We start from the raw sequence: 21,438 nt of genomic DNA on the forward strand, positions 1-21,438 counted from the left end.
CTCGATGCCTTGTTGATGGCGCTGTGGCGCCGCAAACCCTCCGGCCGTGTCCTGGTTCATTCGGATCAGGGTTCTCAGTACGGCAGCGACGATTGGCGCCGCTTTTGCCAGTCCCATAACCTGGAGCCCAGCATGAGCCGTCGCGGCAACTGCTGGGATAATGCGGTGGCGGAGTCGTTCTTCAGCAGCCTGAAGAAGGAGCGTATCCGCAAACGGATCTACAAAACCCGCGATCTGGCCCGCTCAGACGTGTTCGACTACATTGAAGCTTTTTACAACCGCACCCGCCGCCATAGTCACCTGGGCGGCATCAGTCCCGAGGCCTTCGAACGGGCCTCGGCGTGAGGCAGGTATTTGTCTACTGACCCCGGGACAGTCCAGGAATGCCTACTGGAGCCGGGGCAGTCCAGTCAGTCTGCCCAAGCGAACTGAAGCAACGCACCTGTATCCATACAAGACGGCACACTGCATGTCCAGTACCATGCTGAAGCTCAGCACCAGTGGTGCCCTCGATCACACCGTGCCTGGACTGCCAGATAACAGCACTTGATACCCTACAGACTCACTCTGCTGTTATATTTGCTGTTATATTTTCCATATGGAAAATAAAATTTATTATAAATCAACAAGATAAATAATTGATTCGATTCCTGTCGGGGCGCCACACTGAAGTCCACAGCAGTCCGGCAACATCCACCAAACCCGCATGGCACAAGGCTTTGCGGGTTTTTTGTTGCCCTGCGCTATCGCCGGACGTTCAGATCCAGACGTCGTTCGGCGCCGTTCTCTCCCCGCCCTGGTCTCCGGTATTGGCGACCCCCCTTGGCTCGATCAGCAGCATCTGCACTTCCTCACTGGCATGGGGTTTGTGCTCGACCCCTTTGGGGACGACATACATCTCCCCGCTGTTGACGAGTACATGGCCATCGCGAAAATTGATGCGCAACTGGCCGTCCAGCACGATAAACGTCTCGTCCGTTTCCGCATGCGAGTGCCAGACGAATTCGCCGGCGATTCTGACTACCTTGAACTGGTAGTCGTTCATCTCGGCGATGACGCGGGGCTGCCAGCGGTCGGTGACCAGGTTCAACTTCTGCGCCAGGTTGATCGCGTGCGGGGCAGGACGGTGGGGGGTGGAATGGCTCGGCATGACGGACTCCTTGTGGTGGTCGGATGCATGCCAGTCTGCCGGGATTGCCGGGCCTTATCTTGTACGATCCTGCAAGGTCGGCGCCGGGTCAGACAGGCCCCGCAAGGCACGCAGCCAGCGGCCCGGCGACAGGCCATACGCACGGGTGAAGTGTTTCGTCATGTGGCTCTGATCGGTAAAACCGGCCCAGAGTGCGGCCTGCGCCAGCGACTGGCCGGCCACGACAAGGCGGCGCACCCGTTCCAGCCGGCGCATGGTCAGATAGCGGTACGGGCTGGTGCCGTACAGCACCCGGAAGTCCCGCGACAGCCGCCAGCGATCGCGCCCGCTGACGAGTTCCAGCTCATCCAGCGTCACCGTGCATTCCAGACGGTCCAGCAGGTAGCTTCGGGCCAGTTCGGCTGGCACGATAGTCGACAGCCTGTCGCCCGCGCGGCGCCCCCGCTGCAGCAGCCAGCGCCTGCGCGAGATCGAAGATCGCATCCTCTTCCTCGAGGGGGGCGAGGTCGTCCAGGGAGCGGAGCAGCACATCGGAAGCGGCCAGCAGCCGTGGATCGGCGGACAGCCCGCCGGCAATGAACGGCAATGGCCGGCCGCCCAGCACCCGCTGGATCAGTGACGGTTCGATATAGAGCATCCGGTAGCGAAACCCGGCGTCTGTCCCGGCAGAACCATCATGCGGCTCATCGGGATGCAGCACGAGGGTTCCCCCCGGCATGCTGTGCGTCATGCTGCGGCGATAGTGGAAGCTCTGGACACCCGCCAGCGTGCGGCCGATGGCATAGGTTGCATGCCGGTGCATGTCGTAGCCATGGCCACCAAAGAACGCTTCGATGCGTTCCACGTCCCGCACGGAAGACGCCCGCTGCACCCAGTCGTGCTGGCCCGGAAGCGCAATAGTGATCCGCTGTGCCATTTCCGCTTACCGTACTTTCTCTGCCCACGTCGCAAGAAACCGGTCGATGACGACGCGCGGGAGCGGCGGCAGGGCCTCGTGAAAACCCCTCATCAGCTTGGCACCTGCGACCCTGCGCGCGGCGGTTCGGTCAGGAGGTCCCGGGCGGCACGGTTGCGGCTGAAGACATTGGGGGTAGCGAGGGGGCAGTCAGGCATCGGGTTTTCCTTCTGGCACAGATCTAAAGAGGAAAACGGTCCGGCGGTACAGCTGACCGCGGCGAACGGGGCATCGCCAGCCGGGGGCGGCGGCGCCTGGCCAACGGGAAAGAGGGCCCCCATGCTACCCCGGGATGCGACCCGCCCAGAAGCCTCCACCCACAAAAAAGCCCACGGCACTCATGTGCCATGGGCTGTCGCCATTCACTAGCGGGAATCAGAACTCGGCGTCGATATCCACCACATTGATCAGCTTGTGGTTGACGAATTCCTTGAGGCCGAGACCGATCAGCTCGCGGCCGTAGCCGGAGCGGCGGATGCCACCGAACGGCAGGTCGGCCTTGACCATGGTCGGATGGTTGACGAACACCATGCCGGTCGAGATCTTCGCCGCCACTTCGGCGCCATGGCGGGTGTTGGCGGTAAAGACCGAACCACCAAGGCCGAACGGCGAGTCGTTGGCGATGCGCACGGCGTCATCCTCGTCCCGGGCGCGGAACAGCATCGACACCGGGCCGAAGAATTCCCAGTAGTAGGCCGGGTTGTCGGACGACACATTGGTCAGGATGGTCGGCTGGACGAAGGCGCCCCGGGTCGGCACTTTCGGGCCGACTTCGGTCGCGGTCGCGCCATGGGCGACGGCCTGGCGGATCTTTTCCTTCACTTCGTCGGCAGCGGCCTGCGACGACAGCGGAGCCAGCGTGGTGTCGGCGGCGAACGGGTCGCCGGCGCGCAGGGCGGCCACACCGGCGGTGTAGCGTTCGAGGAACGCGTCATACACCTCGTCGACAATGATCATGCGCTTGGACGACACGCAGACCTGGCCACCGTTCCAGTGGCGACCAAAGACCGCCCACTTGACCGTCTTGTCCAGCTCGGCGTCGGCCAGCACCACGAAGGCATCGGCGCCACCGAGTTCCAGCGTGGACTTTTTCAGTGCCCTGGCCGCCTGGGCGGCCACTACGGCACCGGCGCCTTCCGAGCCGGTCAGCGCCACGCCATGAACGCGCGGGTCGTTGAGGATGGCTTCGATCTGCGAACGCGTCGCATACAGGTTTTTGAAGGCGCCAGTCGGCAGCCCGGCTTCGGCCATCAGTTTTTCGAACGCGGCGGCACTTTGCGGCACATTGGACGCATGCTTCAGCAGCACGGTATTACCGGCCGACAGCTGCGGCGCAATGATGCGGGCAATCTGGTAGTACGGGAAGTTCCACGGTTCGATGGCCAGCAAGACGCCAAGCGGTTCGTGGACCAGAATGGCTTCGCCTTCGGCGGCCTTGGCCACCGGCAGTTTTTCCGGGGCCAGCAGCGCTTCGGCGTTGTCGGCATAGTATTCGAGGATCTGAGCCGACAGCTCGACTTCAGCCTGGGCTTCGGCAAACAGCTTGCCCATCTCGATCGTCAGTAGTTCGGCATACGATTTGCTGCCCTTGCGGAGCAGCGTCGCGGCCTGGCGCAGAATGGCGGCGCGCTGGGCAAACGAGGTGGTTTTCCACTTCAGGAAGGCTGCATGGGCGTTATCGATCGCCTGGGTAACTTCCGCATCGGTGGCGTCCGGAAACGTCTTCAGGAGCTCGCCGGTATACGGATTGAGAGTGGCATACGCCATAGGTGAACCGTCCTTTCACATCTGCTGGGTAAAGGCGTTTCGTCAGACGGAGATGTCGTGGAGCGGTAGATGGACCAGGGCAAGGGCGTCTGGCTATCGCCGAAGAGAGCCAGTTGATTCGAGTCAATACATAGTACCCAGTGTTTCACGGCCCCACAATGCGGACGCCATTGCATTTGTAAATCAGCATGCCATTCACGCACTATCAGTAGGGTTATTAAACATTCACGGCAAATTCCCACAAAAAATGCTGCAATACACAATAAATGCAGAATGAAACCCCGTTCACGCAGCACCCGTCGCCCGCAGGCGACAAGCTTGCTAGAATCCGCCGCCTCCCTCTCCATCCGGTCACCCCATGAGCCCACCCTCCGCCGGCACGCCTCTTTCGTCCCCGGCCAGCGCCAGCGGCGGTAATGGTCTGCTGTGGAGCCTGGCCGGCGTGGCCGTCGTGCTTGCCATCCTGCAGCCGCGCGCGCCCATGGACTGGATCAGGCTGGTCGACTGGCGCACCATCGGCGCCCTGGCCGGACTGCTGGCGATCACCCAGGGCGTCGAGCGCAGCGGCATCCTGCAGACAGTCGGCCAGCGCCTGCTGTCGCGCATCACGAATCTGCGCACGCTGGGTCTGCTGCTCACCGGGGGGGCGGCCCTGCTGTCCGCGCTGGTCACCAACGACGTCAGCCTGTTCCTGCTGGTGCCGATGACCCGGGTGCTGGCGGCGCAGGCCCATCTGCCGCTGACGCGACTGGTGGTGCTCGAAGCGCTGGCAGTCAATGCCGGTTCGGCGCTGACCCCGATCGGCAATCCGCAAAACCTGTATCTGTGGCACCGTTCCGGCGAGAGTTTCTTCGGCTTTATCGGCATGATGGCGCCGGCCGCCGCGATCATGCTGTTCTGGGTATTTGTCGCCTGCTGGCTGCTGCTGCCGCGCACGCCCATCACCCTCAAACCGGCGGTCAGCACCGCACCGGTCGCGCCGCGCCTGCTCGGCCTGTCGGTGCTGCTGTTCATCGGCTTTGTCATCGCGCTCGACCGGAACTGGCTGCCGGCGGGGCTGGCGGTGGTCTTCGGCGTCTACCTGTTTGCTCATCCGCGCGTGCTGCGCGGCATCGACTGGGGGCTGCTGGCGGTGTTCGTGCTGATGTTCGTCGACCTGCGGCAGATCGCCGATCTTCCTGCCATTACCACGGTACTTCGTCAGTGGTCGATCGCCGACGGCTGGCGCGCGTATCTGGCCGCCATCGCCACCTCGCAGCTGATCAGCAATGTCCCTGCCACCCTGCTGCTGGACCGGCATGTCACTGACCTGACCGCGCTGGCCATCGGGGTGAATGTCGGCGGCTTCGGCTGCGTGCTGGGCTCGCTCGCCAATCTGATCGCGCTGCGTCTGGCCCGGGTGCCGCACGGCTTGCGCGACTTCCACTGCATCAGCCTTCCCTTCCTGCTGGTCTGCGCCGCCTCGGTCGCCGTGCTGCTCTAGGACAGCGCCGCCTCGACCCGGTTGCGGCCATTGTGCTTGGCCTTGTACAGCGCCTTGTCGGCCTGCTTCAGCACCGTTTCCACGGCAGCCCCGCCCGCCGGCCAGTGGGACACGCCGGCCGACAGGGTGATCGGCGTTCCGGTCGGGCTGTCGGTTGCGGCAATCCGCGTGCGCAAGCGCTCGGCAACCCCGATCGCCGTTTCCTGGCTGCAGTCGGGCAGCAGCATGCAGAATTCCTCGCCACCGAGCCGGCACAGCAAATCGTTGCTGCGCGAGCCATTGCGCATCTGCCGTGCCAGGTATTGCAGCACCCGGTCGCCGGTATCGTGGCCGAACTGGTCATTGACCTGCTTGAAGTGATCGACATCCAGGGCGATGACGGCAAACGGCCGCGCCTCGGCCTGCCATTGCGCCAGCGCCGCCTGCATCCCGCGCCGGTTGACCAGCCCGGTCAGGGTATCGGTAATGTTCTCCTGATTGAGCCGCCCGAGTTTCTGATGGATCTTCGCCAGGCCGGCCAGCATCGCCCGCTTCAGCTGCTCGGCCTCGACATACCATGAACGCACCCGACGGATCTGTTCCGGGGCATGGGGCGAATCCCAGTCCTGGGCGGTATTGGCCAGCCGCGACAGTGGCTGCGCAATCACCCGCGACATCCACCAGGCGCCCAGTACCGACAGCAGGAAGAACGGGAAGGTGTGGCGCAGGACATCCAGCATCAGGCCATCCAGTCCCTGCAGCGTCGCGGCCGTCGGCCGCTGGGCGACGATGCCCCAGCCGGTGCGGCGCAGCGGCGCATATCCGGTCAGCATGTCGGTTCCCTGCGAGTTGACCAGTTGCAGATTGCCGGTCTGGCCGGCAATGACCGCCTCGATGGCCGGATTGTCGGCCACGACCTGCCCGACCCGTTTCGGGTCCCGGTGATAGATCAGCCGCCGCTGCTGGTCGACCACATACAGGTAGGAACCGTCACGGTAATAGTTCTCTCCCAGCAGCGAATGCAGGACGTTCTTTTCCTGCAGATAGATCGCGCCGCCGACATAGCCCAGATATTGACCGTCCGCCGTGTAGACCGGCTGGGAAATAAAGATCAGCAGGTAACCGGATGCCCCGATATACGGTTCGGAAATCATTGGCTGGCGCCGCTTCAGCGCGGCGCGGATCCCCGGGCTGTCGATGATCACGCCGGTCAGCGCGGGCCGGCGCGGCGCGGCCGCCAGTGCCGTGCCGTCGGCACGGATGATAAAGACCGAATTGAAGCTGCCGTTCTGCTGCTGCAGACGGTCGGCCTCGGCCACCAGTTGCGCCGGCTGGTCCATCAGCGGCGTCAGCAGCCTGGCGCTGTAGGCCAGTTGCCGCTGCGCATCGGCCAGAAAATGGTCGGTGCTGCTGGCCAGCTTGATCGCGTAGGCACGGTTGGTTTCCATCGCCTGTTCCATCAGCAGGCTGCGCTGGGTACGGTAGCTGGCGTAGAAGGTATAGGTCAGCGTCAGCAGGGCCGTGCTGACAGTCAGCAGCAGGATCAGGCGGCGGAGGTTTATTTTTATCATGACGTCATTATTACGTAATGACGGTGCCGGTGGCGCGGTTTGCCGGTACTGCCGCCAGATCAGAACCGCTCTTCCGGCCGCAAATAGCGCCATTGCCCCTGCGCCAGGTCACCCAGCGCAATGCGGCCGACGCGGATGCGGCGGACTTCGGTCACCCTCAGACCGACCGCATCGGCCATGCGCCGGATCTGCCGCTTGTGGCTGTCGCGCAGCAGCACGCGCAGCTGCCGGTCGCTCTGGCGGCTGACCCTGGCCAGCTTCAGCAGTTCATCGTCCACCGTCACCCCGGCCGCCAGCCGTGCCAGTGCCGTCTCGGACACCTCGCCATCCAGGCCGACCAGGTATTCCTGCTCGAAATCGGCAGCATCGGCAATCAGCTTGCGGGCAATGCGCCCATCCTGGGTCAGGACCAGCAGACCCGAGGAATCCACATCCAGCTTGCCGGCCGGTGCCAGCTGGTTCAGGTGCTTTTTCAGGAAGGCGTAGCCGGAGTGGTCACTGGCAGAACGGGTTTCCGGCTTGATCAGCATCCAGGCCGGCCACTCGCCGTTTTCCGACAGGCCGGCCGCATAGCCGACCGGCTTGTTCAGCAGGATGGTCACCCGGTCGGCCTGCATCGCCATTGCCTGCCGGGTCAGCTCGATCTGCTGGTCGGGGCGAACCCGGCTGCCCAGCACGTCGACCACCTCGCCATCGACCCGGACCAGCCCCATCTCGATGAACTCGTCGGCCTCGCGGCGCGAGCACAGGCCCAGTTCGGTCATGCGTTTGGACAGGCGGAGGGTATCGGTCATGGTGCGGTCTTCAAGGTCGGGCGGCGGGAGCGCGATTATCCCGGTTTTCACCGCCCGGGTCTGTAGCGGGTGTCGTATTTCCCCGACGGCCCCGTAACGCCGGTTTAGCCAGAAGCAGCATGATGGATATCATGGAAAAACAACCATAACTTCATGATATTCAATGATAAAACAAAACCACATACTTCATGAAATTCCAGGAACGGCAGCAAGTAGCGGCATTTCGCGCCGCCCGTTCCATGCATAGGCCAACGGACAGGCGGCGCCCGTCCCTGCCCGGCTGGATGGCCATCGTTCTGGCCTCGTCACTGCCGGCCCTGTTCCCCCTGCTCCACCACGACAGCAGCGACCGGATCAGCAAGGTCTGGCTCTCCGGGCTGCTCCTGCTGTGCACGACCGCACTGTGCTGGCGAACGCGCTGGCTCCGGCCGCTTGCCGTCACCGTCTGCCTGCTGCTGGCCAGCAACCTGACCCTGTCGCTGTTTGCCCATGTCAGCTACCGTCACCCGTTCAACGACGGACTGGCGATGAGCATCATCCTGACCCACCCGCGCGAAGCGTTCGGAATGCTGACGCTGTACTGGCCGTATCTGCTGGCGCTGCCGGCCGGCTGCGCCCTGTTTCTGCTGCCGGCCATCACCCTGTCCCGCCACAGCGGGCGCCGGCCACTGGTCGTGGCGACAGCGCTGCTGGTCACCTATGCCGGCTACAGCTGGCTGAAAGCGGCATGCATGGACGATCCGCCGGCGGACCGGAAGGTGCCGAGCGTTCACTTGCTGCGCAAGAGCGCCCTGTTCAACGGCAGCCATTTCGCCGCCGCCCTGCATGACCAGCCGCTGTTCGACCGCATCGCCCGCCACCCGGTCCGGCACAGGCTGACCGTCACCGACAGCGGCATCGATACCTATGTACTGGTCATCGGCGAATCGGCCCGGAAAAGCCATCACAGCCTGTACGGCTACCGGCGGGATACCACCCCGAACGCCCGGCGGCGGCAGGATGCCATGCTGGTGTTCGACCAGGCCATCGCCGGCGCGCCGCTGACCAATCTGGCCGTGCCGCTGGCGCTCAGTGCCAGCCACCCGGCACGCCACGATCCACTGCTGTATGCCGACAATGTGATCCATATCGCCAACCAGGCCGGGTTCCGCACCTTCTGGTATTCAAAACAGGAAGCCTTTGGCCTGTGGGCCAGCAGCATCAGCGGCATCGCGCTGAGCGCCGGACAGCAGCACTGGGTCCATGGCGCCCATGACGGGGCATTGCTGGCGCCATTGCGCGAGGCGCTCACCACGCCCGGCAGAAAACTGATCGTGCTGCACCTGAACGGCAGCCACCCGCCGGCCTGCGCCCGCTTCCCGCCCCACGCCACGGTATTCACCGGCGGCGAGCCGGCCGACGACTGCTACGACAACTCGATCCGCTACACCGATGCCCTGCTCGGGCAGATCTTCCCGCCGCTCGACCGGCAGAAAGCGTCGCTGCTGTATTTCTCCGACCACGGGCTGGAACGGCAGCCGCAGCGGCATCCGGTCTATGTCCACGGTGGCGGCCTGCCCAGCCGGCAGGCTTTCGATGTCCCGCAGTTCATCTGGTACAGCCGGCAGGTCGCGGCCACCAGCCGCCGCAGCGGACGGGTTACCGGACCGTATTCGACCGCCGACAATTTCGAGCTGATCCAGGACTGGCTCGGCGTCGACACCGGCCGGACCAGCTGCCGCTCCCCGCTGGCCCGCTGCTACCGGCGTGACGACAATGTCCATGTCGTGACCGCCAGCCGGGACAGCATGCCTTATGCCCGTCTGCGCGAGCGGCCGGACTGAGCGCGCAGTCCTCTTACCGGCGGGCACCAAGGGCGCGGGTCAGCCGGGTAGCATTGCGCTCCAGTTCGCCCAGCGGATCGGCGCCAGTGGTATCCAGCACCACCAGCCGGGCGCCGCCGGCGGCAATGGCGCGGGCCAGCTCTTCGGATGGCTGCTGGTGATGCACCACCAGTGCCACCGACTGCGACTTCAGTCGCTGGCTCAGCGCACCCAGCGCCTGCGTCGTCCACGCCTCCTCCTCCTTCAGCTCGGTCCCGACCAGATCGAGGTTGAAACCGGATATCAGATAATCGAGCCGGTCGGACAGGCTCAGCACCGACACATTGCTGACCGCGGCCAGTCGCGCCTCGGTGTCGGCCGCCAGCGTCACCAGCTGACGGCGGAAAGCAGCCAGATTGCTCTCGATTTTCGCCCGGTCGTCCGGCGACAGCCGACCCAGGTCGGCTGCCACGATATCGGCCATGCGGCCGAGATTGATCACATCCAGCCACGGGTAGGCCCCCAGTGCCGCAGCCTGGGGGCCGCCCTGCAGCGCAATGCCGGGCAAGGCGCCGTCGACCGGGCGGGCGGCATCGATCTCGACGATGCGGATATTGCTGCGCCGCGCCAGCGGGTACAGCGGATCTTCCGGCCAGATCGACCGCAGGGCGACCACCGCATCGGCCCCGGTCGCCGCCTGCTGCAGCGCGGGAGCGCCCCGGCCGGAGAAGTACGACAGCAGGCGGGTCGGCGGGATCGATGCCGGCGCCACGCGGCGGGCCTCGATTCCGGTGTCGGCGGTCAGTGTCGCCGTCAGTGCCTGGGTCAGCGGATGTGCGGCCAGCACGACCGGCCCGGCCAGCGCGGCATTCATGGCACCGGCCAGCAGGCCGGCCAGCAAGGTCAGAGTCAGTTTGTTCATCCGGCATTTCCTTTCAGGCCCGGCAGCACGCCACGGGCGATGGCCGCCAGTGCGAACAGCAGACCGGCCGTGAGAATGATCGCGGCGCCCGACGGCACCGGCAGTTCCAGTTCGATCGGCAGCAGGATGCCGACCAGGGTACTGATCGACGCCAGCAGCACCGACAGACCGAAAAAGCCCTTCAGCGACTGGCTCAGCAAGCGCGCGGCAGCGGCGGGAATGATCAGCAGCGCACCGACCAGGATCGCACCGATGACCTTGACTGCCGCCACGGTGACCAGGGTGACCATCACCACGAACAGGTAGTCGAGCGCCTTGACCGGCACGCCGCGCACACCGGCCAGTTGCGGATTGAAGCTGGCCAGCATCAGGCGGTTGTAGTTCGGCAGCGTCAGCCCCAGTACCAGCGCCGCCACCACGGCCAGCACCAGCAGATCCTGGCCATTGACCGTCAGCACCGAGCCGAACAGCACGTTTTCCAGGATGTGGACGTTGATGCGGCCGGACAGGATCAGCAGCAGGCTGGCGCCAAGTGCCAGCGACACCGACAGGAACACGCTGATCAGCGTGTCCGGCGACAGGCCGGTGCGGTTGCGCAGATAGTTCAGGCCGACGCCGAACAGCAGGCAGTAGCCAAACAGCCCGCCATACGGACCGGTGTACGGCTCGCCGAGCAGGATGCCGATCGCCACGCCGGTCAGCGCCGCATGACCGACCGCTTCGGAGAAGAACGCGAAGCGCTTGACCACCACCAGCGTGCCAAGCCCGCCGAGCACCGGCCCGATCACCAGCCCGGCCAGCACCGCATTGATGACGAAGCCGTAGCCGAGCGAGGCCGGCAGCCAGCCGCTGGCAGCCCAGCCCTGCACGGCGAGGCGAAAACTTTCGAACAGGGTCATGCGGCAACCTCCAGCCCGGCCGCCGCCGGCCGGGTCGAGAACAGCGCCATCAGCCGCTCCGGCGTCAGCGTCGGCGCCGGCGGGCCGTCGAACAGCACGCGCCGGTTCAGGCCGGTCACATGGTCGGCCAGCCGGCCAACCGCCGACAGATCGTGCTCGATCCACAGCACGGTCACGCCGGCCTCGCGCCAGCCGGCCAGCAGGCGCTCGAAGATGGCCGCGCCGGCTTCGTCCAGCGCCGACATCGGCTCATCGAGCACCACCAGCCCCGGCGCCGGAATCAGGCTTTGCGCCAGCAGCACGCGCTGACGTTCGCCGCCGGACAGCGCGCCCATGCGCCGGCGGCGCTTGTCGAGCAGGCCGACCCGCCCCAGCGCCTCGGCAATGGCATCGGCCCGGTGCGGCGACAGACCGAAGAACACCGGCCGGCGCTGGCACATCGCGGCCATGAAATCGTCGACCGTCATCGGCAGTGCGCGATCGAACTCCAGCGCCTGCGGCACATAGGCAATGACGCCGGCCTGCTCACCGGGCCACTCCAGCGTCAGCGTGCCGCGATGCGGCGTCTGGCCGAGCAGGGTCTTGACCAGCGAGCTCTTGCCGCCACCGTTCGGACCGACCAGCGCGTGGACACTGCCGGCGGCCACCCGCAGCGACACCTCGCACAGGATGTCAGTGCGGCCCAGCGTCAGGCCGACCTGCTCGAAGCACAGGGCCGGGCCGCTCACTGGCCGGACTCCTGGATCGCCTGCACCACGGTGGCCAGGTTCTTGGCCATTTCCTGCTCGTACTTGGCAGCGCTGTAGGCGCCGTACGAGATATGCGACAGCGCGTAGAGGCGTACGCCGGTTTCACGCCGGATGGTGTCGACGTAGGCGGACGGGAAGTTCAGTTCGGAGAAGATCACCTTCACGTGCAGCCGCTTCAACTGGTCGATAGTGCCCTTCAACTGGCTGGGACTCGGCTCGATGCCGTGCGCCGGCTCGACCACGGCGGTCACTTCGAGGCCGAACTCGCGCAGCAGGTAATCGTAGGCACCATGGATGGTGGCGACCTTGAAATCGGCGCCCGGTGCCCGGGCCAGCTTGGCCATCGCATCGGCGCGCAGCTTGCGCAGCTTCTGCGCATAACGGCGGGCATTGGCGACATAGACGGCGGCATTGGCCGGATCGTACTTGCCGAGCTCGCGGGCAATGGTGTTGACCTGGGCAATCGACGCGGTAATCGACAGGAAGGTGTGCGGATTGACCACCTTGCCGGAACCGCGTGCGGCCATGCCGGTCGCGGCCAGCAGCGGCACCTGGGCATTGGCCTCGATCACCGGCAGTTTCGGTTTTTCGCTGGCGGCGATCATGCGCTCGGCAAAATCGTCATGGCCGACGCCATTGACCACCATGACGTCGAGGGTGCCGACGCGCTTGATGTCGTCGGCGCGCGGCTCGTATGCATGCGGGTTGAAGCCGGCCGGGATGATCGGCACCACGTCGGCCTTGTCGCCGACGATATTCGCTACATAGCTATAGTACGGATGCAGGGTCACGCCGATGCGCAGGCGCTTGTCCTGCGCCCAGACCGGTTGTGCCAGCAGGCAGGCCAGCGCGACGCAGGCCAGCACGGCGCGCCAGACAGGGCGAAAAGTCAGGGACGGCAAAGAGAATACGGGTGACATGGCAGATTCTTCAGTTCGGGATGGGCTTGTCAGTCCTGCGACTGACGCGTGACGCCCGCATCGAAGCGGGCAACGACCTGCAGCCAGCCGGCCTCGGCCAGGCTGGCATCATCAAGCCGTGCCGGCAGCGCCTTCAGGCTGCGGCGCAGCCATACATCGGCGGCAGCGGCATGACCGTGGCCGTCATCGGCAGCCGCGATACGCAGCAGCATCGAGCCGGCGACCCCGGCATCGGCGCTGACACCGGCAAAGGCCAGCCGGGTGCCGTCCTGCAATCGCGACCACACATGGCCGCCACGCTTCGCGCTGCTGACATCGGTGGCGAACGGCGGCAGGCCGGCATCGGCCAGCGCCGCCACCGCCGGCTTGCCTTGGTCGAGCAGCGGGATCTCGTCGGCGGCAATCAGCAGGTCGGCGTACACCCCCTGCTCGGCCGCGGTCAGGTCGCGCCGGGCATCGATCTGGTGGGCGGGCAGCGCCTGCTCGCCGGCGCGATCCGCGCGCAGCACGACCACGGTCGCCGCCACGACGAGAATCAGCGCGGCCCACAGCGCCACCCACAGGGTTTCATGCCCGGCACCGGCCGGGCGCACCACAATCCGGGTCGCCATCGCTATTTGATATCCGTGTGATCGACTTCGACCACATGGCCGGGACCGGCATCGAACACCACGTAGAACTCGCCGGCCGGGCGCTTGAATACCAGTGTCGAATTGGCGCCGAGCTTGCCCTTGACCAGGGTTTTCTCGTTGTAGCCGACCACGTCCAGCGTCACGCCGGGCGCGCCGCTGCCATCGGAAAACCCGCCCTTGCAACTGACCTGGCCAGCGGCAATATTTCGACACTGGCACAACGGGTTGTGCGCGCTGGCGTGCTGGCTGACCGCCATCAGGCCGGCCAGTGCCAGCAGGGCCGACATTCCTTTTACATACCGATTTGCCTTCATTGTCCTGCTCCCTGTTTTTTCAGCCATGCCATCGTCGCCGGCGAGGCCTCTGCCAGCGGCCAGCTGGTCTGATGCACCGCCCCGTCCCAGCCCTCGACCGTCAGCCAGATCGCCGCATCGGCGCGACTGCGTTCGGGAATGGGGATATTGGCCATCTGCCGGTACGGCGTACCGGAGAACAGCCCGCCGGCGGTGCGCAGATTGCGCGGCTTGCCGACACGCAGATAGGCGGCCTTGATCCCGGCTCCGCAGCCGGCGCACGGCGCCAGCGTGAAGGTCTTGATGTAACCGGCCTCGCCATCGCGGATCGGTTCGCGCGCCTGCCACTCGGCCAGCCGCACCGTCCACGGTCCGACCTGCTTTTCGGCCAGCTCGCGCTCGCCCAGGCCCTTGTCGCCACTCATCAGCCCCAGGGTGTGGAAGTACTGCGGCAGATAGCCGAGCGGAATCAGGATCAGCAGCGCGCTGAGATGGAAACGCCAGCGGAACCACAGACGGCCGGCACGCGAGGCGGGTTGCGGCTTGCGGCTCATGGCGCGCTCCTTTCTGCCACGGCAACCGGCGATGCCGCCGCCGGCCGGGGCCGCCTGATCACGGCGGCAGTCGCCTGCGCCGTGCGTTTGGTCCAGATCAGCAGGCCGCTGAACACCATCATGGTCAGCAGCAGGCCGAAGAAGAAATACACCAGCTTCAGCCACAGCCCGGCGAAGTCACCGGTATGCAGCGGGCGCATCGATTCGGTGACCAGCTCCAGTCCGGAGCGGTCGGACACGCGGCGCGACCACTCGACCCGACCGTTGTACGGGTTGATGCTCAGCTCCTCGAACAGCAGCGGATAGTTGCCGCGACCGCCGACGCTGATGGGGTCGTAGGCATTGGCCGGCAGGCTGACGAAGGTCGGCGTCAGGTCGGGGAAGGTCCTGCTGGCAATCTGTGCGGCCTGGTCGAGCGACAGCCGTTGCGGCGCGCGGCCGTCCGGGCTCGGCGGCACATCCTCGCGCGCCACCACCACCGGAATGCCGGCCGTCGAGAACGACACGTGGTTATCGGCCAGCGCGGCCTGGATCAGGAACCACAGGCCGGTGACGGCGATGATGGCAATAAACGGGATCGACCAGATGCCGGCCAGACGGTGGAAGTCGCCCCAGAACACGCGCGAGCCCTTGTCGAAGCGCAGCCGGGGCTTGAGAAAGCCGCGCCAGAAACGCTTGTAGACCACCAGCCCGGTAATCAGCGAGCCCAGCAGCGGAATCGCCAGCGCCGACACCGCATACCAGCCGAGGTTGTAGCTGCCGTTGAACGGCATCAGCAGCCAGCCGTGGATGGCACGGATGAACTGGCGGAAATCGAAGCCCGAGGTCGAACCCTGGATCCCGCCGGTATACGGGTTCACGTACAGCGTTTCGCTGGTCGCATCCGGATTGGTCACCCGCACGGTCAGCGCGAACTGCGACTTCACCGGCCGCGCGATCGACTGCACCACCGCATCAGGGCGGTTGCGATTGACGGCGGCCAGCACCGCGTCGTAGCCGAGCAGCGGCGGATCACCGTCCGGCTGCCGCGCCCGCGTATCCGGATTGGCGACCCAGATGATTTCCTGGCTGACCGTGGCGATGGTGCCGGTCAGACAGACAAAGAACAGGAAAGCCCAGATGGGCAGCGCCAGCCAGCTGTGGAACAGGAACCACAGCCTGGCATTCGATTTCTTTTGGACTTGGACCATGTCGCTCTTTTTTTTCATGACACCCCCGCGTCGATGCAGGCCGGCGGGACGAGGACGCAGCAGCCCGGGCTCTGCGTCGGCGGCTGCAAGGCTAGCAGAAGCAAACAATAACGAGAATCATTTTTTTTTATCGGCAAGAATTTTCTCCATCCGGAACAGGCACTTTCGCCGTGCGCCGGCGTCCGCCTTGCAACAGCGGCCGGCAACACGCGCAGACACCATGGCAGTCCAGCGGCAACAGCGACCGCCGCCAGCCAATACCGGCCACCAGCCGTGTCAGGCAGCGGTGCAGCGCCGGGTCATCGGTTTCTTCGATCCGGCCGCAACGGCGGCAGACCAGCCGCATGGCCGGCGGCGCGCCGTCGAGCCAGCGGAACACCGTGGTGCCGGACACCAGCCGGCAGGCCAGCAGCACCCCGCCGCGATGCAGCGCGTTGACCTGGCGATACAGGGTGCTCAGCGATACCTGGCGCGCCTGATGGGCAACCAGTTCGGCGGCAATCTGCTCGACAGCGAAGTAGCGCGCCGGCTCGCGGGCGAACACCTCCAGCACCCGCAGGCGAAATACGCTGGCTCGCAGCCCGGCGGCCACCAGGGCATCAAAGGGTGTCATCGCGCCTCCAGCCGCCACCGAGGGCCTTGAACAGTTCCACTGCCGCCTGCTGGCGCCGCAGGCGCAGCGTCAGCCGCTCGTCCTCGGCGGCGAACAGCGTGCGTTGCGTATCCAGTACGGTCAGCAGCGTGTCTGCGCCGGCTCGATAGCGTCGCTCGGCCAGGGTCAGCGCACGTTGAGCCTGCTCGTGCGCCTCATCGGCCGAGCGCAACTGACGCTCCAGTCCGTCAATCGTGTTCAGCGCCTGTTCGGTATCGCGGAAAGCGGCGATGATGGCCTGGCGATAATCGGCCAGCAGTTCGGCCCGGCGCGCGTCGGCCTGATCGCGCTGCGCCGCCAGCCGGCCGGCATTGAAGATCGGCGCGGTCAACGCCCCGGCCAGGCTGTAGACCGGGTTGTCCAGCCAGCGGCCGGCCCGGTCGCTGTTCGAGCCGATGCCGGCCGTCAGCCGCACCGCCGGCAGCATGGCGGCCCGCGCCACGGTGATGTCGGCATCGGCCGCCGCCAGTCGCGCTTCGGCGCGGGCCAGATCCGGACGCCGGGTCAGCAGTGCCGAGGGCGGACCGGCGTCCAGCGTCGGCCAGCCCAGCGCCGACAGCCGTTCACCCTCGATATCGAAACCGGCCGGCAGGTGCCCGCCCAGGCTGGCCAGCAGAATCAGCGCATCGCGCGCCTGCTGCGCCAGGGCATCGACCTGCTGCTGCGCGCTGGCCACCAGCCCGCGCTGCTGCGCCAGCGCCAGCGGCGTCTCGGCACCGGCCCCGGCGCGCACGCGCACGGTGGCCAGCACCCGCTCGGCCCGTGCCAGGTCGGCGCGGGCGATCGCTGCCCGCTCGCGCAGCGCCAGCGTCTGCAGATAGGCCGATGCCACGCTGGCGCTGACCGTCAGCCGCACCGTATCGCGATCGAAACGCGACGCCTGCACACCGGCCAGCGCGCTGGCGCGGGCAGCACGATTGCCACCCCAGAAATCCAGTTCGTAACTGGCCGACAGCCCGGCGTTGAATGCCCTGCCCTCGTCAGCCTGCCCGCCGAGGCGACCGGTACGCGAGGCGCCGGCCGTCAGCGAGAGTTCCGGCGCCAGCGCAGCACCGGCCATCCTGGCCCGGGCGCTGGCCTGCGCCAGCCGTGCCACGGCAGCGGCGATATCGTGACTGTCGCGCCGGGCGTCCCCCACCAGCCGGTCCAGTTCGGCGCTGCCAAAGCCGCGCCACCAGTCGGCATCGATGCCATCCGTCTCGCCATCAGCGGCTTGCCGCCAGTGCGCCGGTATCGGCAGGCCGGCGTCGGTGTTCGTCACCGGCAGCGCGCAGGCGGCCAGCAGACACAGCGGCGACAGCAGAAAAAAACGGCGGATTGCCATCATCATGGTGTTCACTCCCCCGCCAGCGCGACGACAGGATCGAGCCGGGCCGCCTGCCGCGCGGGCATATAGCCGAACACCAGCCCGGTCAGCAGCGCGCAGGCAAAGGCGCCGACCATGGCGGTGACGGAGAAAATCAGCGGCAGGCCGAACAGCACCAGCACGCCACCGACCAGCAGCCCGATCAGCACCCCGGCCAGTCCGCCGACCAGCGAGACCAGCACCGCCTCGGTCAGGAACTGGCGCAGGATGTCGCGCTGACGCGCGCCGGTCGCCATGCGGATGCCGATCTCGCGCGTCCGCTCGCGCACCGTCATCAGCATGATGTTCATCACGCCGATGCCGCCGACCAGCAGCGACACCGCAGCGATCAGCGCCAGCAGCAGCGACAGCGTGTCACTGGTCGCCGCCTGTGCCGCGATGCGCGACGCGGCATTGAACATGCGGAAATCGCGCTGGCGATGCCGCTCCAGCATCAGGGCGTCGATGGCCGCCTCGGTTTCCTGCAGCTTCGCGCCGTCGGCCAGACCAATGGTCAGCCACGACGGATACGGATTGCCGTACAGCCGGCTGCTGGCGGTCGAAAACGGCAGCACCACCCGGTTGTCCTCGTCGCTGTCGCCGGACTGCGCGCCCTTGGACGCCAGCACGCCGATGACCTGGAACGGCACCTTGTCCAGCAGCACCCGGCGCCCGAGCGGGTCATCGTCCTTGAACAGCGCATCGCGCACCCGTTCGCCGATCACCACCACCTTGGCCATGGTCCGTTCGTCCTCGGCCGAGAAAAACATGCCGCGCGCCGTTTTCCAGTTCAGCGCCTGCGGAAACTCGCTGCTGACGCCGCCGCCCTCGGCGCGGTAGTCGAGGTTGCCGTAGCGGATCACCACCTGCCCTTCGAGGTACGGCATCACCAGCGCCACATTCGGTACGGTACGGATGGCGGCCGCATCTTCCAGCGTGACCCGGCCACCGTTCTGGCGCGCGCTGTCGCCATTCGGGCCGAGATAGATATTGTTGGCGCCGAATGCCGAGAGCTGTTCGAGCACGCGCTGTTTCGAGCCCTGACCGACCGCCAGCATGACAATGACCGACGCCACGCCGATCACGATGCCGAGCAGGGTCAGTGCGGTGCGGAAACGGTTGATCCACATCACCCGCCATGCCGCCCGGCAGGCTTCGCGCATGTCGCCGGCCAGCGTGGCCGCCCGGGTGCGGCTGCCGTCGGCCATCTGTTCGAGCCAGCCACTGTCGCTGCCGTCAGCCCGGCTGGCATCCGGGCCGGAATCGGCAACCACCCGGCCATCGCGGACCTCGATCACCCGGCGCGCGCGCGCCGCCACCGCCCGGTCGTGAGTAATCAGGATCAGGGTATGACCGGCCGCAGCCAGCTCGTCGAGCAGCGCCATCACCTCGATGCCGCTCTGGCTGTCGAGGGCACCGGTCGGTTCGTCAGCCAGAATGATGCGGCCGCCGTTCATCAGCGCCCGCGCAATCGACACCCGCTGCTGCTGGCCACCGGACAACTGGTTCGGCCGGTAGTCATGGCGGGCGGACAGCCCGAGTCGCGACAGCAGCGCCGTCGCCCGCGCCTCGCGTTCGGCAGCCGGCATGCCGGCGTAGATCGCCGGCACTTCGACATTCTCGCGCGCGCTTTCGGTCGCGATCAGGTGATAGCCCTGGAATACGAAGCCGAATGCCTCGCGGCGCAGCCACGCCAGTTCGTCGGCATCCAGCCCGGCCACATCGACGCCGCAGAAGCGGTACTGTCCCGATGTCGGCCGGTCCAGGCAGCCAAGCAGGTGCATCAGCGTCGATTTGCCGGAACCGGAGCTGCCGACAATGGCAACGAACTCGCCGGCATGAATGGTCAGCGACACGCCATGCAGCACTTCCACTTCCGGTGCATCGCCGCCGCCATAGGCCTTGCGGATCGCGTCGAGTTCGATCAGCGGCGTGCTCACAGGCTGAACCTCGGCGGTCCGGCCGGCGTGGCGCGCTCGCCGGTGATCAGCCGCTCTCCGGCCTGCAGCCCGGAACGAACCTCGGCCCGGAAGCGGTCACGCACCCCCAGCTGCACTTCGCGCACGACCACCCGGTCGTCCGCATCCAGCACCCGGGCACGCCAGACACCGGGCTTGCCGGCCACGGCTTCCAGCGCTGCCACCGGCGCCAGCACGACATTGCGCGCACGGCCGGCAACGAAAAACACCTGCGCCGTCATCTGCGGCATCAGGTCTCCGTCGCGGTTGTCGACATCAAACAGCACGGTATACGACACCACCTTGCTGCCGGCCGTGACCGGTGCCGTGCCGTTCTGCGCCGCCGTGGCCGGCGGTGCCGGCAACAGCTGACGCACCGTACCCTGCCAGCGCCGGCCGTCGATGCCGAGGGTGGTGAAATACACCGCCATGCCCGGCTTGACCCGGTGCACATCGGCCTCGGACACCTCGGTCCACACCGTCATCGTGCCGAGATCGGCGATGCGCAGCAGGTTCGGGGTCTGGTAGGTCGCATTCAGCGTCTGCCCTTCACGCGCTTCCAGCGACACCACGGTGCCGGCCATCGGCGCGAAGATGCGGGTATAGCCGAGCCGCACCTCATTGCCCTTCAGCGTCGACTGGGTCTGGTCGATCTGCGCGCGCAACTGGTCGAGCCGCGCCCGCGCCGAGCGCCAGGCCGCATGCGCGATCTGCCGGTCCTCGTCGCGGGTGGCATCACCGGCAGCGAGTTGCTGCTGGCGCGCATGCTGCTGCGCGGCCAGATCGAACTGCGCCTGCTGGTCGGCCAGTTGCGCACGCAGGCTGGCCAGTGCGGCACGGCCGGCATCGACTTCGGCCTGCTGCACGCTCGGGTCGATATCGACCAGCGCGGCGCCCTGTCCGACCCGGTCGCCCGGCTGCACCGCGATACGGCGGATCTGCCCGGACACCTGCGCGCCGACATCCACATACCGGCGCGGCTGCAGGGTGCCCAGCGCGGTCACATTGTCCTCGACATCCCCCCGCGCCAGCTGCACGGTGTCCCAGCGCGGTGCGGCGCGACCGAATGCCGCCCAGGCAGCCGCACTGGCCAGCAGCAGGCCGAGGACACACAGCAGCGCACGGCGCCGCCCGGGTATTGCCCATCTCGCCATCGATCTACTTCCCGACCTCGAACGAGGTGGTGGCGGTATGCCGCACCGCTTCGTAGCGCTTGCCATCGACCGTCACCGCGCCGTTCACCCTGACCGAGACTTCCAGCAGGTAGCGACCGGGGAACGGCGTATCCAGCGTGACGCTGCCATCCTTCGCCGCCTGCAATGAGCGGTTCCACTGTGCCGAGGTCTGCACATTGACCCGGTCGGCCGCCACCGGCTTGCCCTTCCAGAACAGGCGGAAGGTATTGCCGTCCGGCCGGGTCGGCACCAGTTCCAGATCGCTGACGGCACGGGTTTCGCTGCGGCCGGCCCTGGCGTGGTAGATCGTCAGGCCGCCCTGGCCATCCAGCTGGCGCGCCTCGGCGCGCACGTCGCCGGACGCCCCGGCCTCCACGGCGAAACCGCTGCCGGCACGGCTCAGCGGCAGGGCCTTGCCGTCGGCGAGGAAGGCGCGCGGCGCGAGCAGCGTGCCGGCATCGTCGTCCGCCCGGGGGGACGACAGCTCGCCCAGTCGCAGCGAAACGGCGCCATCATCGGTACGCGCCGCCCACAGATAGGCGGCCTGCGCCGGCAACGACAGGCCGGCGGCAAGGGTTACGGCAATCAGTGCCTGGCAGGCAATACGCATCGGGAATTTCCTTGCAAAATGCGGCGGCGGGAACGGCA

General features: G+C 66.6%; 22 protein-coding genes. 3 read left to right on the top strand and 19 right to left on the bottom strand.

Going from position 1 to position 21,438, the window contains the following annotated elements:
- Window positions 1-345: IS3 family transposase (locus Q352_RS0116465; RefSeq protein WP_028500271.1), on the top strand; the 345-nt coding region annotated here is incomplete at its 5' end.
- A gap of 412 nt (window positions 346-757) precedes the next feature.
- Here the strand turns inward: Q352_RS0116465 and Q352_RS0116470 are convergent.
- The 4 genes from Q352_RS0116470 to Q352_RS0116480 all read right to left on the bottom strand — a co-directional run bounded on the left by Q352_RS0116470 (window position 758) and on the right by Q352_RS0116480 (window position 3,872).
- A complete protein-coding gene (locus Q352_RS0116470; protein WP_051529042.1) occupies window positions 758-1,150 on the bottom strand; it encodes a cupin domain-containing protein in 393 nt (130 codons plus the stop codon).
- 54 nt (window positions 1,151-1,204) lie between these two features.
- Complete coding sequence (locus Q352_RS23935) at window positions 1,205-1,507, bottom strand: helix-turn-helix domain-containing protein (protein WP_211249638.1); 303 nt, start codon at window positions 1,505-1,507, stop codon at window positions 1,205-1,207.
- The gene (locus Q352_RS21675) at window positions 1,494-2,066 is read right to left on the bottom strand and encodes an AraC family ligand binding domain-containing protein (protein ID WP_211249639.1); all 573 of its coding nucleotides are present in this window, start codon (window positions 2,064-2,066) and stop codon (window positions 1,494-1,496) included. Before Q352_RS21675 ends, Q352_RS23935 begins: the two co-directional genes overlap by 14 nt.
- 414 nt (window positions 2,067-2,480) lie before the next feature.
- Complete coding sequence (locus tag Q352_RS0116480) at window positions 2,481-3,872, bottom strand: NAD-dependent succinate-semialdehyde dehydrogenase (RefSeq protein ID WP_028500273.1); 1,392 nt, start codon at window positions 3,870-3,872, stop codon at window positions 2,481-2,483.
- Window positions 3,873-4,230: 358 nt separating this feature from the next.
- Between Q352_RS0116480 and Q352_RS0116485 the strand changes: the two genes are divergently transcribed.
- Window positions 4,231-5,355: an SLC13 family permease gene (locus tag Q352_RS0116485; RefSeq protein WP_028500274.1), complete on the top strand. Its 1,125-nt coding sequence runs from the start codon at window positions 4,231-4,233 to the stop codon at window positions 5,353-5,355.
- On the opposite strand, the gene Q352_RS0116490 is transcribed toward Q352_RS0116485, so the two are convergent.
- Both Q352_RS0116490 and Q352_RS0116495 read right to left on the bottom strand, forming a co-directional pair.
- Window positions 5,352-6,905, bottom strand: a complete 1,554-nt coding sequence (locus Q352_RS0116490) for a sensor domain-containing diguanylate cyclase (protein ID WP_028500275.1) — start codon at window positions 6,903-6,905, stop codon at window positions 5,352-5,354. The genes Q352_RS0116485 and Q352_RS0116490 overlap by 4 nt on opposite strands.
- A 59-nt stretch (window positions 6,906-6,964) precedes the next feature.
- On the bottom strand, window positions 6,965-7,699 hold the full coding sequence (locus Q352_RS0116495; RefSeq protein WP_028500276.1) for a pseudouridine synthase: 735 nt from the start codon (window positions 7,697-7,699) through the stop codon (window positions 6,965-6,967).
- 239 nt (window positions 7,700-7,938) lie between these two features.
- Here Q352_RS0116495 and Q352_RS21680 point away from each other — a divergent pair, with 239 nt between their 5' ends.
- Window positions 7,939-9,522 carry a phosphoethanolamine transferase gene (locus Q352_RS21680; RefSeq protein ID WP_505758078.1) on the top strand — a complete coding sequence of 528 codons (1,584 nt, stop codon included), beginning with the start codon at window positions 7,939-7,941 and terminating at the stop codon, window positions 9,520-9,522.
- 13 nt (window positions 9,523-9,535) lie between these two features.
- Here the strand turns inward: Q352_RS21680 and Q352_RS0116505 are convergent, their stop codons facing one another.
- The 13 genes from Q352_RS0116505 to Q352_RS0116565 form a co-directional block, all read right to left on the bottom strand.
- Window positions 9,536-10,423 (bottom strand): metal ABC transporter solute-binding protein, Zn/Mn family, encoded by an 888-nt coding sequence (locus Q352_RS0116505; RefSeq protein ID WP_028500277.1) that lies wholly within the window; start codon window positions 10,421-10,423, stop codon window positions 9,536-9,538.
- The gene (locus tag Q352_RS0116510; protein ID WP_028500278.1) at window positions 10,420-11,322 is read right to left on the bottom strand and encodes a metal ABC transporter permease; all 903 of its coding nucleotides are present in this window, start codon (window positions 11,320-11,322) and stop codon (window positions 10,420-10,422) included. The genes Q352_RS0116505 and Q352_RS0116510 overlap by 4 nt, the downstream gene beginning before the upstream one ends.
- On the bottom strand, window positions 11,319-12,050 hold the full coding sequence (locus Q352_RS0116515) for a metal ABC transporter ATP-binding protein (RefSeq protein WP_028500279.1): 732 nt from the start codon (window positions 12,048-12,050) through the stop codon (window positions 11,319-11,321). Before Q352_RS0116515 ends, Q352_RS0116510 begins: the two co-directional genes overlap by 4 nt.
- Complete coding sequence (locus Q352_RS0116520) at window positions 12,047-12,991, bottom strand: metal ABC transporter solute-binding protein, Zn/Mn family (protein WP_107889187.1); 945 nt, start codon at window positions 12,989-12,991, stop codon at window positions 12,047-12,049. Before Q352_RS0116520 ends, Q352_RS0116515 begins: the two co-directional genes overlap by 4 nt.
- A gap of 29 nt (window positions 12,992-13,020) precedes the next feature.
- On the bottom strand, window positions 13,021-13,602 hold the full coding sequence (locus Q352_RS0116525; protein WP_028500281.1) for a DUF6162 family protein: 582 nt from the start codon (window positions 13,600-13,602) through the stop codon (window positions 13,021-13,023).
- Window positions 13,603-13,604: 2 nt separating this feature from the next.
- Window positions 13,605-13,910 (bottom strand): hypothetical protein, encoded by a 306-nt coding sequence (locus tag Q352_RS0116530; RefSeq protein ID WP_028500282.1) that lies wholly within the window; start codon window positions 13,908-13,910, stop codon window positions 13,605-13,607.
- Between the two features lie 23 nt (window positions 13,911-13,933).
- Complete coding sequence (locus Q352_RS0116535) at window positions 13,934-14,470, bottom strand: PA2404 family protein (protein WP_028500283.1); 537 nt, start codon at window positions 14,468-14,470, stop codon at window positions 13,934-13,936.
- Window positions 14,467-15,660, bottom strand: a complete 1,194-nt coding sequence (locus Q352_RS0116540) for a PepSY-associated TM helix domain-containing protein (protein ID WP_036386789.1) — start codon at window positions 15,658-15,660, stop codon at window positions 14,467-14,469. The genes Q352_RS0116535 and Q352_RS0116540 overlap by 4 nt, the downstream gene beginning before the upstream one ends.
- A 127-nt stretch (window positions 15,661-15,787) precedes the next feature.
- Window positions 15,788-16,273, bottom strand: a complete 486-nt coding sequence (locus tag Q352_RS0116545; protein WP_028500285.1) for a transcriptional repressor — start codon at window positions 16,271-16,273, stop codon at window positions 15,788-15,790.
- The gene (locus tag Q352_RS0116550; RefSeq protein WP_211249640.1) at window positions 16,260-17,642 is read right to left on the bottom strand and encodes an efflux transporter outer membrane subunit; all 1,383 of its coding nucleotides are present in this window, start codon (window positions 17,640-17,642) and stop codon (window positions 16,260-16,262) included. The genes Q352_RS0116545 and Q352_RS0116550 overlap by 14 nt, the downstream gene beginning before the upstream one ends.
- A gap of 5 nt (window positions 17,643-17,647) precedes the next feature.
- A complete protein-coding gene (locus Q352_RS0116555) occupies window positions 17,648-19,597 on the bottom strand; it encodes a MacB family efflux pump subunit (RefSeq protein WP_028500287.1) in 1,950 nt (649 codons plus the stop codon).
- Window positions 19,594-20,769 (bottom strand): efflux RND transporter periplasmic adaptor subunit, encoded by a 1,176-nt coding sequence (locus Q352_RS0116560; protein ID WP_051529045.1) that lies wholly within the window; start codon window positions 20,767-20,769, stop codon window positions 19,594-19,596. The genes Q352_RS0116555 and Q352_RS0116560 overlap by 4 nt, the downstream gene beginning before the upstream one ends.
- Window positions 20,770-20,773: 4 nt before the next feature.
- A complete protein-coding gene (locus Q352_RS0116565) occupies window positions 20,774-21,400 on the bottom strand; it encodes a hypothetical protein (protein ID WP_028500289.1) in 627 nt (208 codons plus the stop codon).
- Window positions 21,401-21,438 lie beyond the last annotated feature (38 nt).

This window comes from Microvirgula aerodenitrificans DSM 15089 (assembly GCF_000620105.1).
In the GTDB taxonomy this organism is placed as follows: domain Bacteria; phylum Pseudomonadota; class Gammaproteobacteria; order Burkholderiales; family Aquaspirillaceae; genus Microvirgula; species Microvirgula aerodenitrificans.

Bases quoted from the DNA above. Each gene is read 5' to 3' on its own strand.
- Q352_RS0116470 (WP_051529042.1), bottom strand. From the start codon at position 1,150: ATGCCGAGCCATTCCACCCCCCACCGTCCTGCCCCGCACGCGATCAAC.
- Q352_RS21675 (WP_211249639.1), bottom strand. From the start codon at position 2,066: ATGGCACAGCGGATCACTATTGCGCTTCCGGGCCAGCACGACTGGGTG.
- Q352_RS0116480 (WP_028500273.1), bottom strand. From the start codon at position 3,872: ATGGCGTATGCCACTCTCAATCCGTATACCGGCGAGCTCCTGAAGACG.
- Q352_RS0116485 (WP_028500274.1), top strand. From the start codon at position 4,231: ATGAGCCCACCCTCCGCCGGCACGCCTCTTTCGTCCCCGGCCAGCGCC.
- Q352_RS0116490 (WP_028500275.1), bottom strand. From the start codon at position 6,905: ATGATAAAAATAAACCTCCGCCGCCTGATCCTGCTGCTGACTGTCAGC.
- Q352_RS0116495 (WP_028500276.1), bottom strand. From the start codon at position 7,699: ATGACCGATACCCTCCGCCTGTCCAAACGCATGACCGAACTGGGCCTG.
- Q352_RS21680 (WP_505758078.1), top strand. From the start codon at position 7,939: ATGCATAGGCCAACGGACAGGCGGCGCCCGTCCCTGCCCGGCTGGATG.
- Q352_RS0116505 (WP_028500277.1), bottom strand. From the start codon at position 10,423: ATGAACAAACTGACTCTGACCTTGCTGGCCGGCCTGCTGGCCGGTGCC.
- Q352_RS0116510 (WP_028500278.1), bottom strand. From the start codon at position 11,322: ATGACCCTGTTCGAAAGTTTTCGCCTCGCCGTGCAGGGCTGGGCTGCC.
- Q352_RS0116520 (WP_107889187.1), bottom strand. From the start codon at position 12,991: ATGTCACCCGTATTCTCTTTGCCGTCCCTGACTTTTCGCCCTGTCTGG.
- Q352_RS0116525 (WP_028500281.1), bottom strand. From the start codon at position 13,602: ATGGCGACCCGGATTGTGGTGCGCCCGGCCGGTGCCGGGCATGAAACC.
- Q352_RS0116530 (WP_028500282.1), bottom strand. From the start codon at position 13,910: ATGTCGGCCCTGCTGGCACTGGCCGGCCTGATGGCGGTCAGCCAGCAC.
- Q352_RS0116535 (WP_028500283.1), bottom strand. From the start codon at position 14,470: ATGAGCCGCAAGCCGCAACCCGCCTCGCGTGCCGGCCGTCTGTGGTTC.
- Q352_RS0116540 (WP_036386789.1), bottom strand. From the start codon at position 15,660: ATGGTCCAAGTCCAAAAGAAATCGAATGCCAGGCTGTGGTTCCTGTTC.
- Q352_RS0116545 (WP_028500285.1), bottom strand. From the start codon at position 16,273: ATGACACCCTTTGATGCCCTGGTGGCCGCCGGGCTGCGAGCCAGCGTA.
- Q352_RS0116550 (WP_211249640.1), bottom strand. From the start codon at position 17,642: ATGATGATGGCAATCCGCCGTTTTTTTCTGCTGTCGCCGCTGTGTCTG.
- Q352_RS0116560 (WP_051529045.1), bottom strand. From the start codon at position 20,769: ATGGCGAGATGGGCAATACCCGGGCGGCGCCGTGCGCTGCTGTGTGTC.
- Q352_RS0116565 (WP_028500289.1), bottom strand. From the start codon at position 21,400: ATGCGTATTGCCTGCCAGGCACTGATTGCCGTAACCCTTGCCGCCGGC.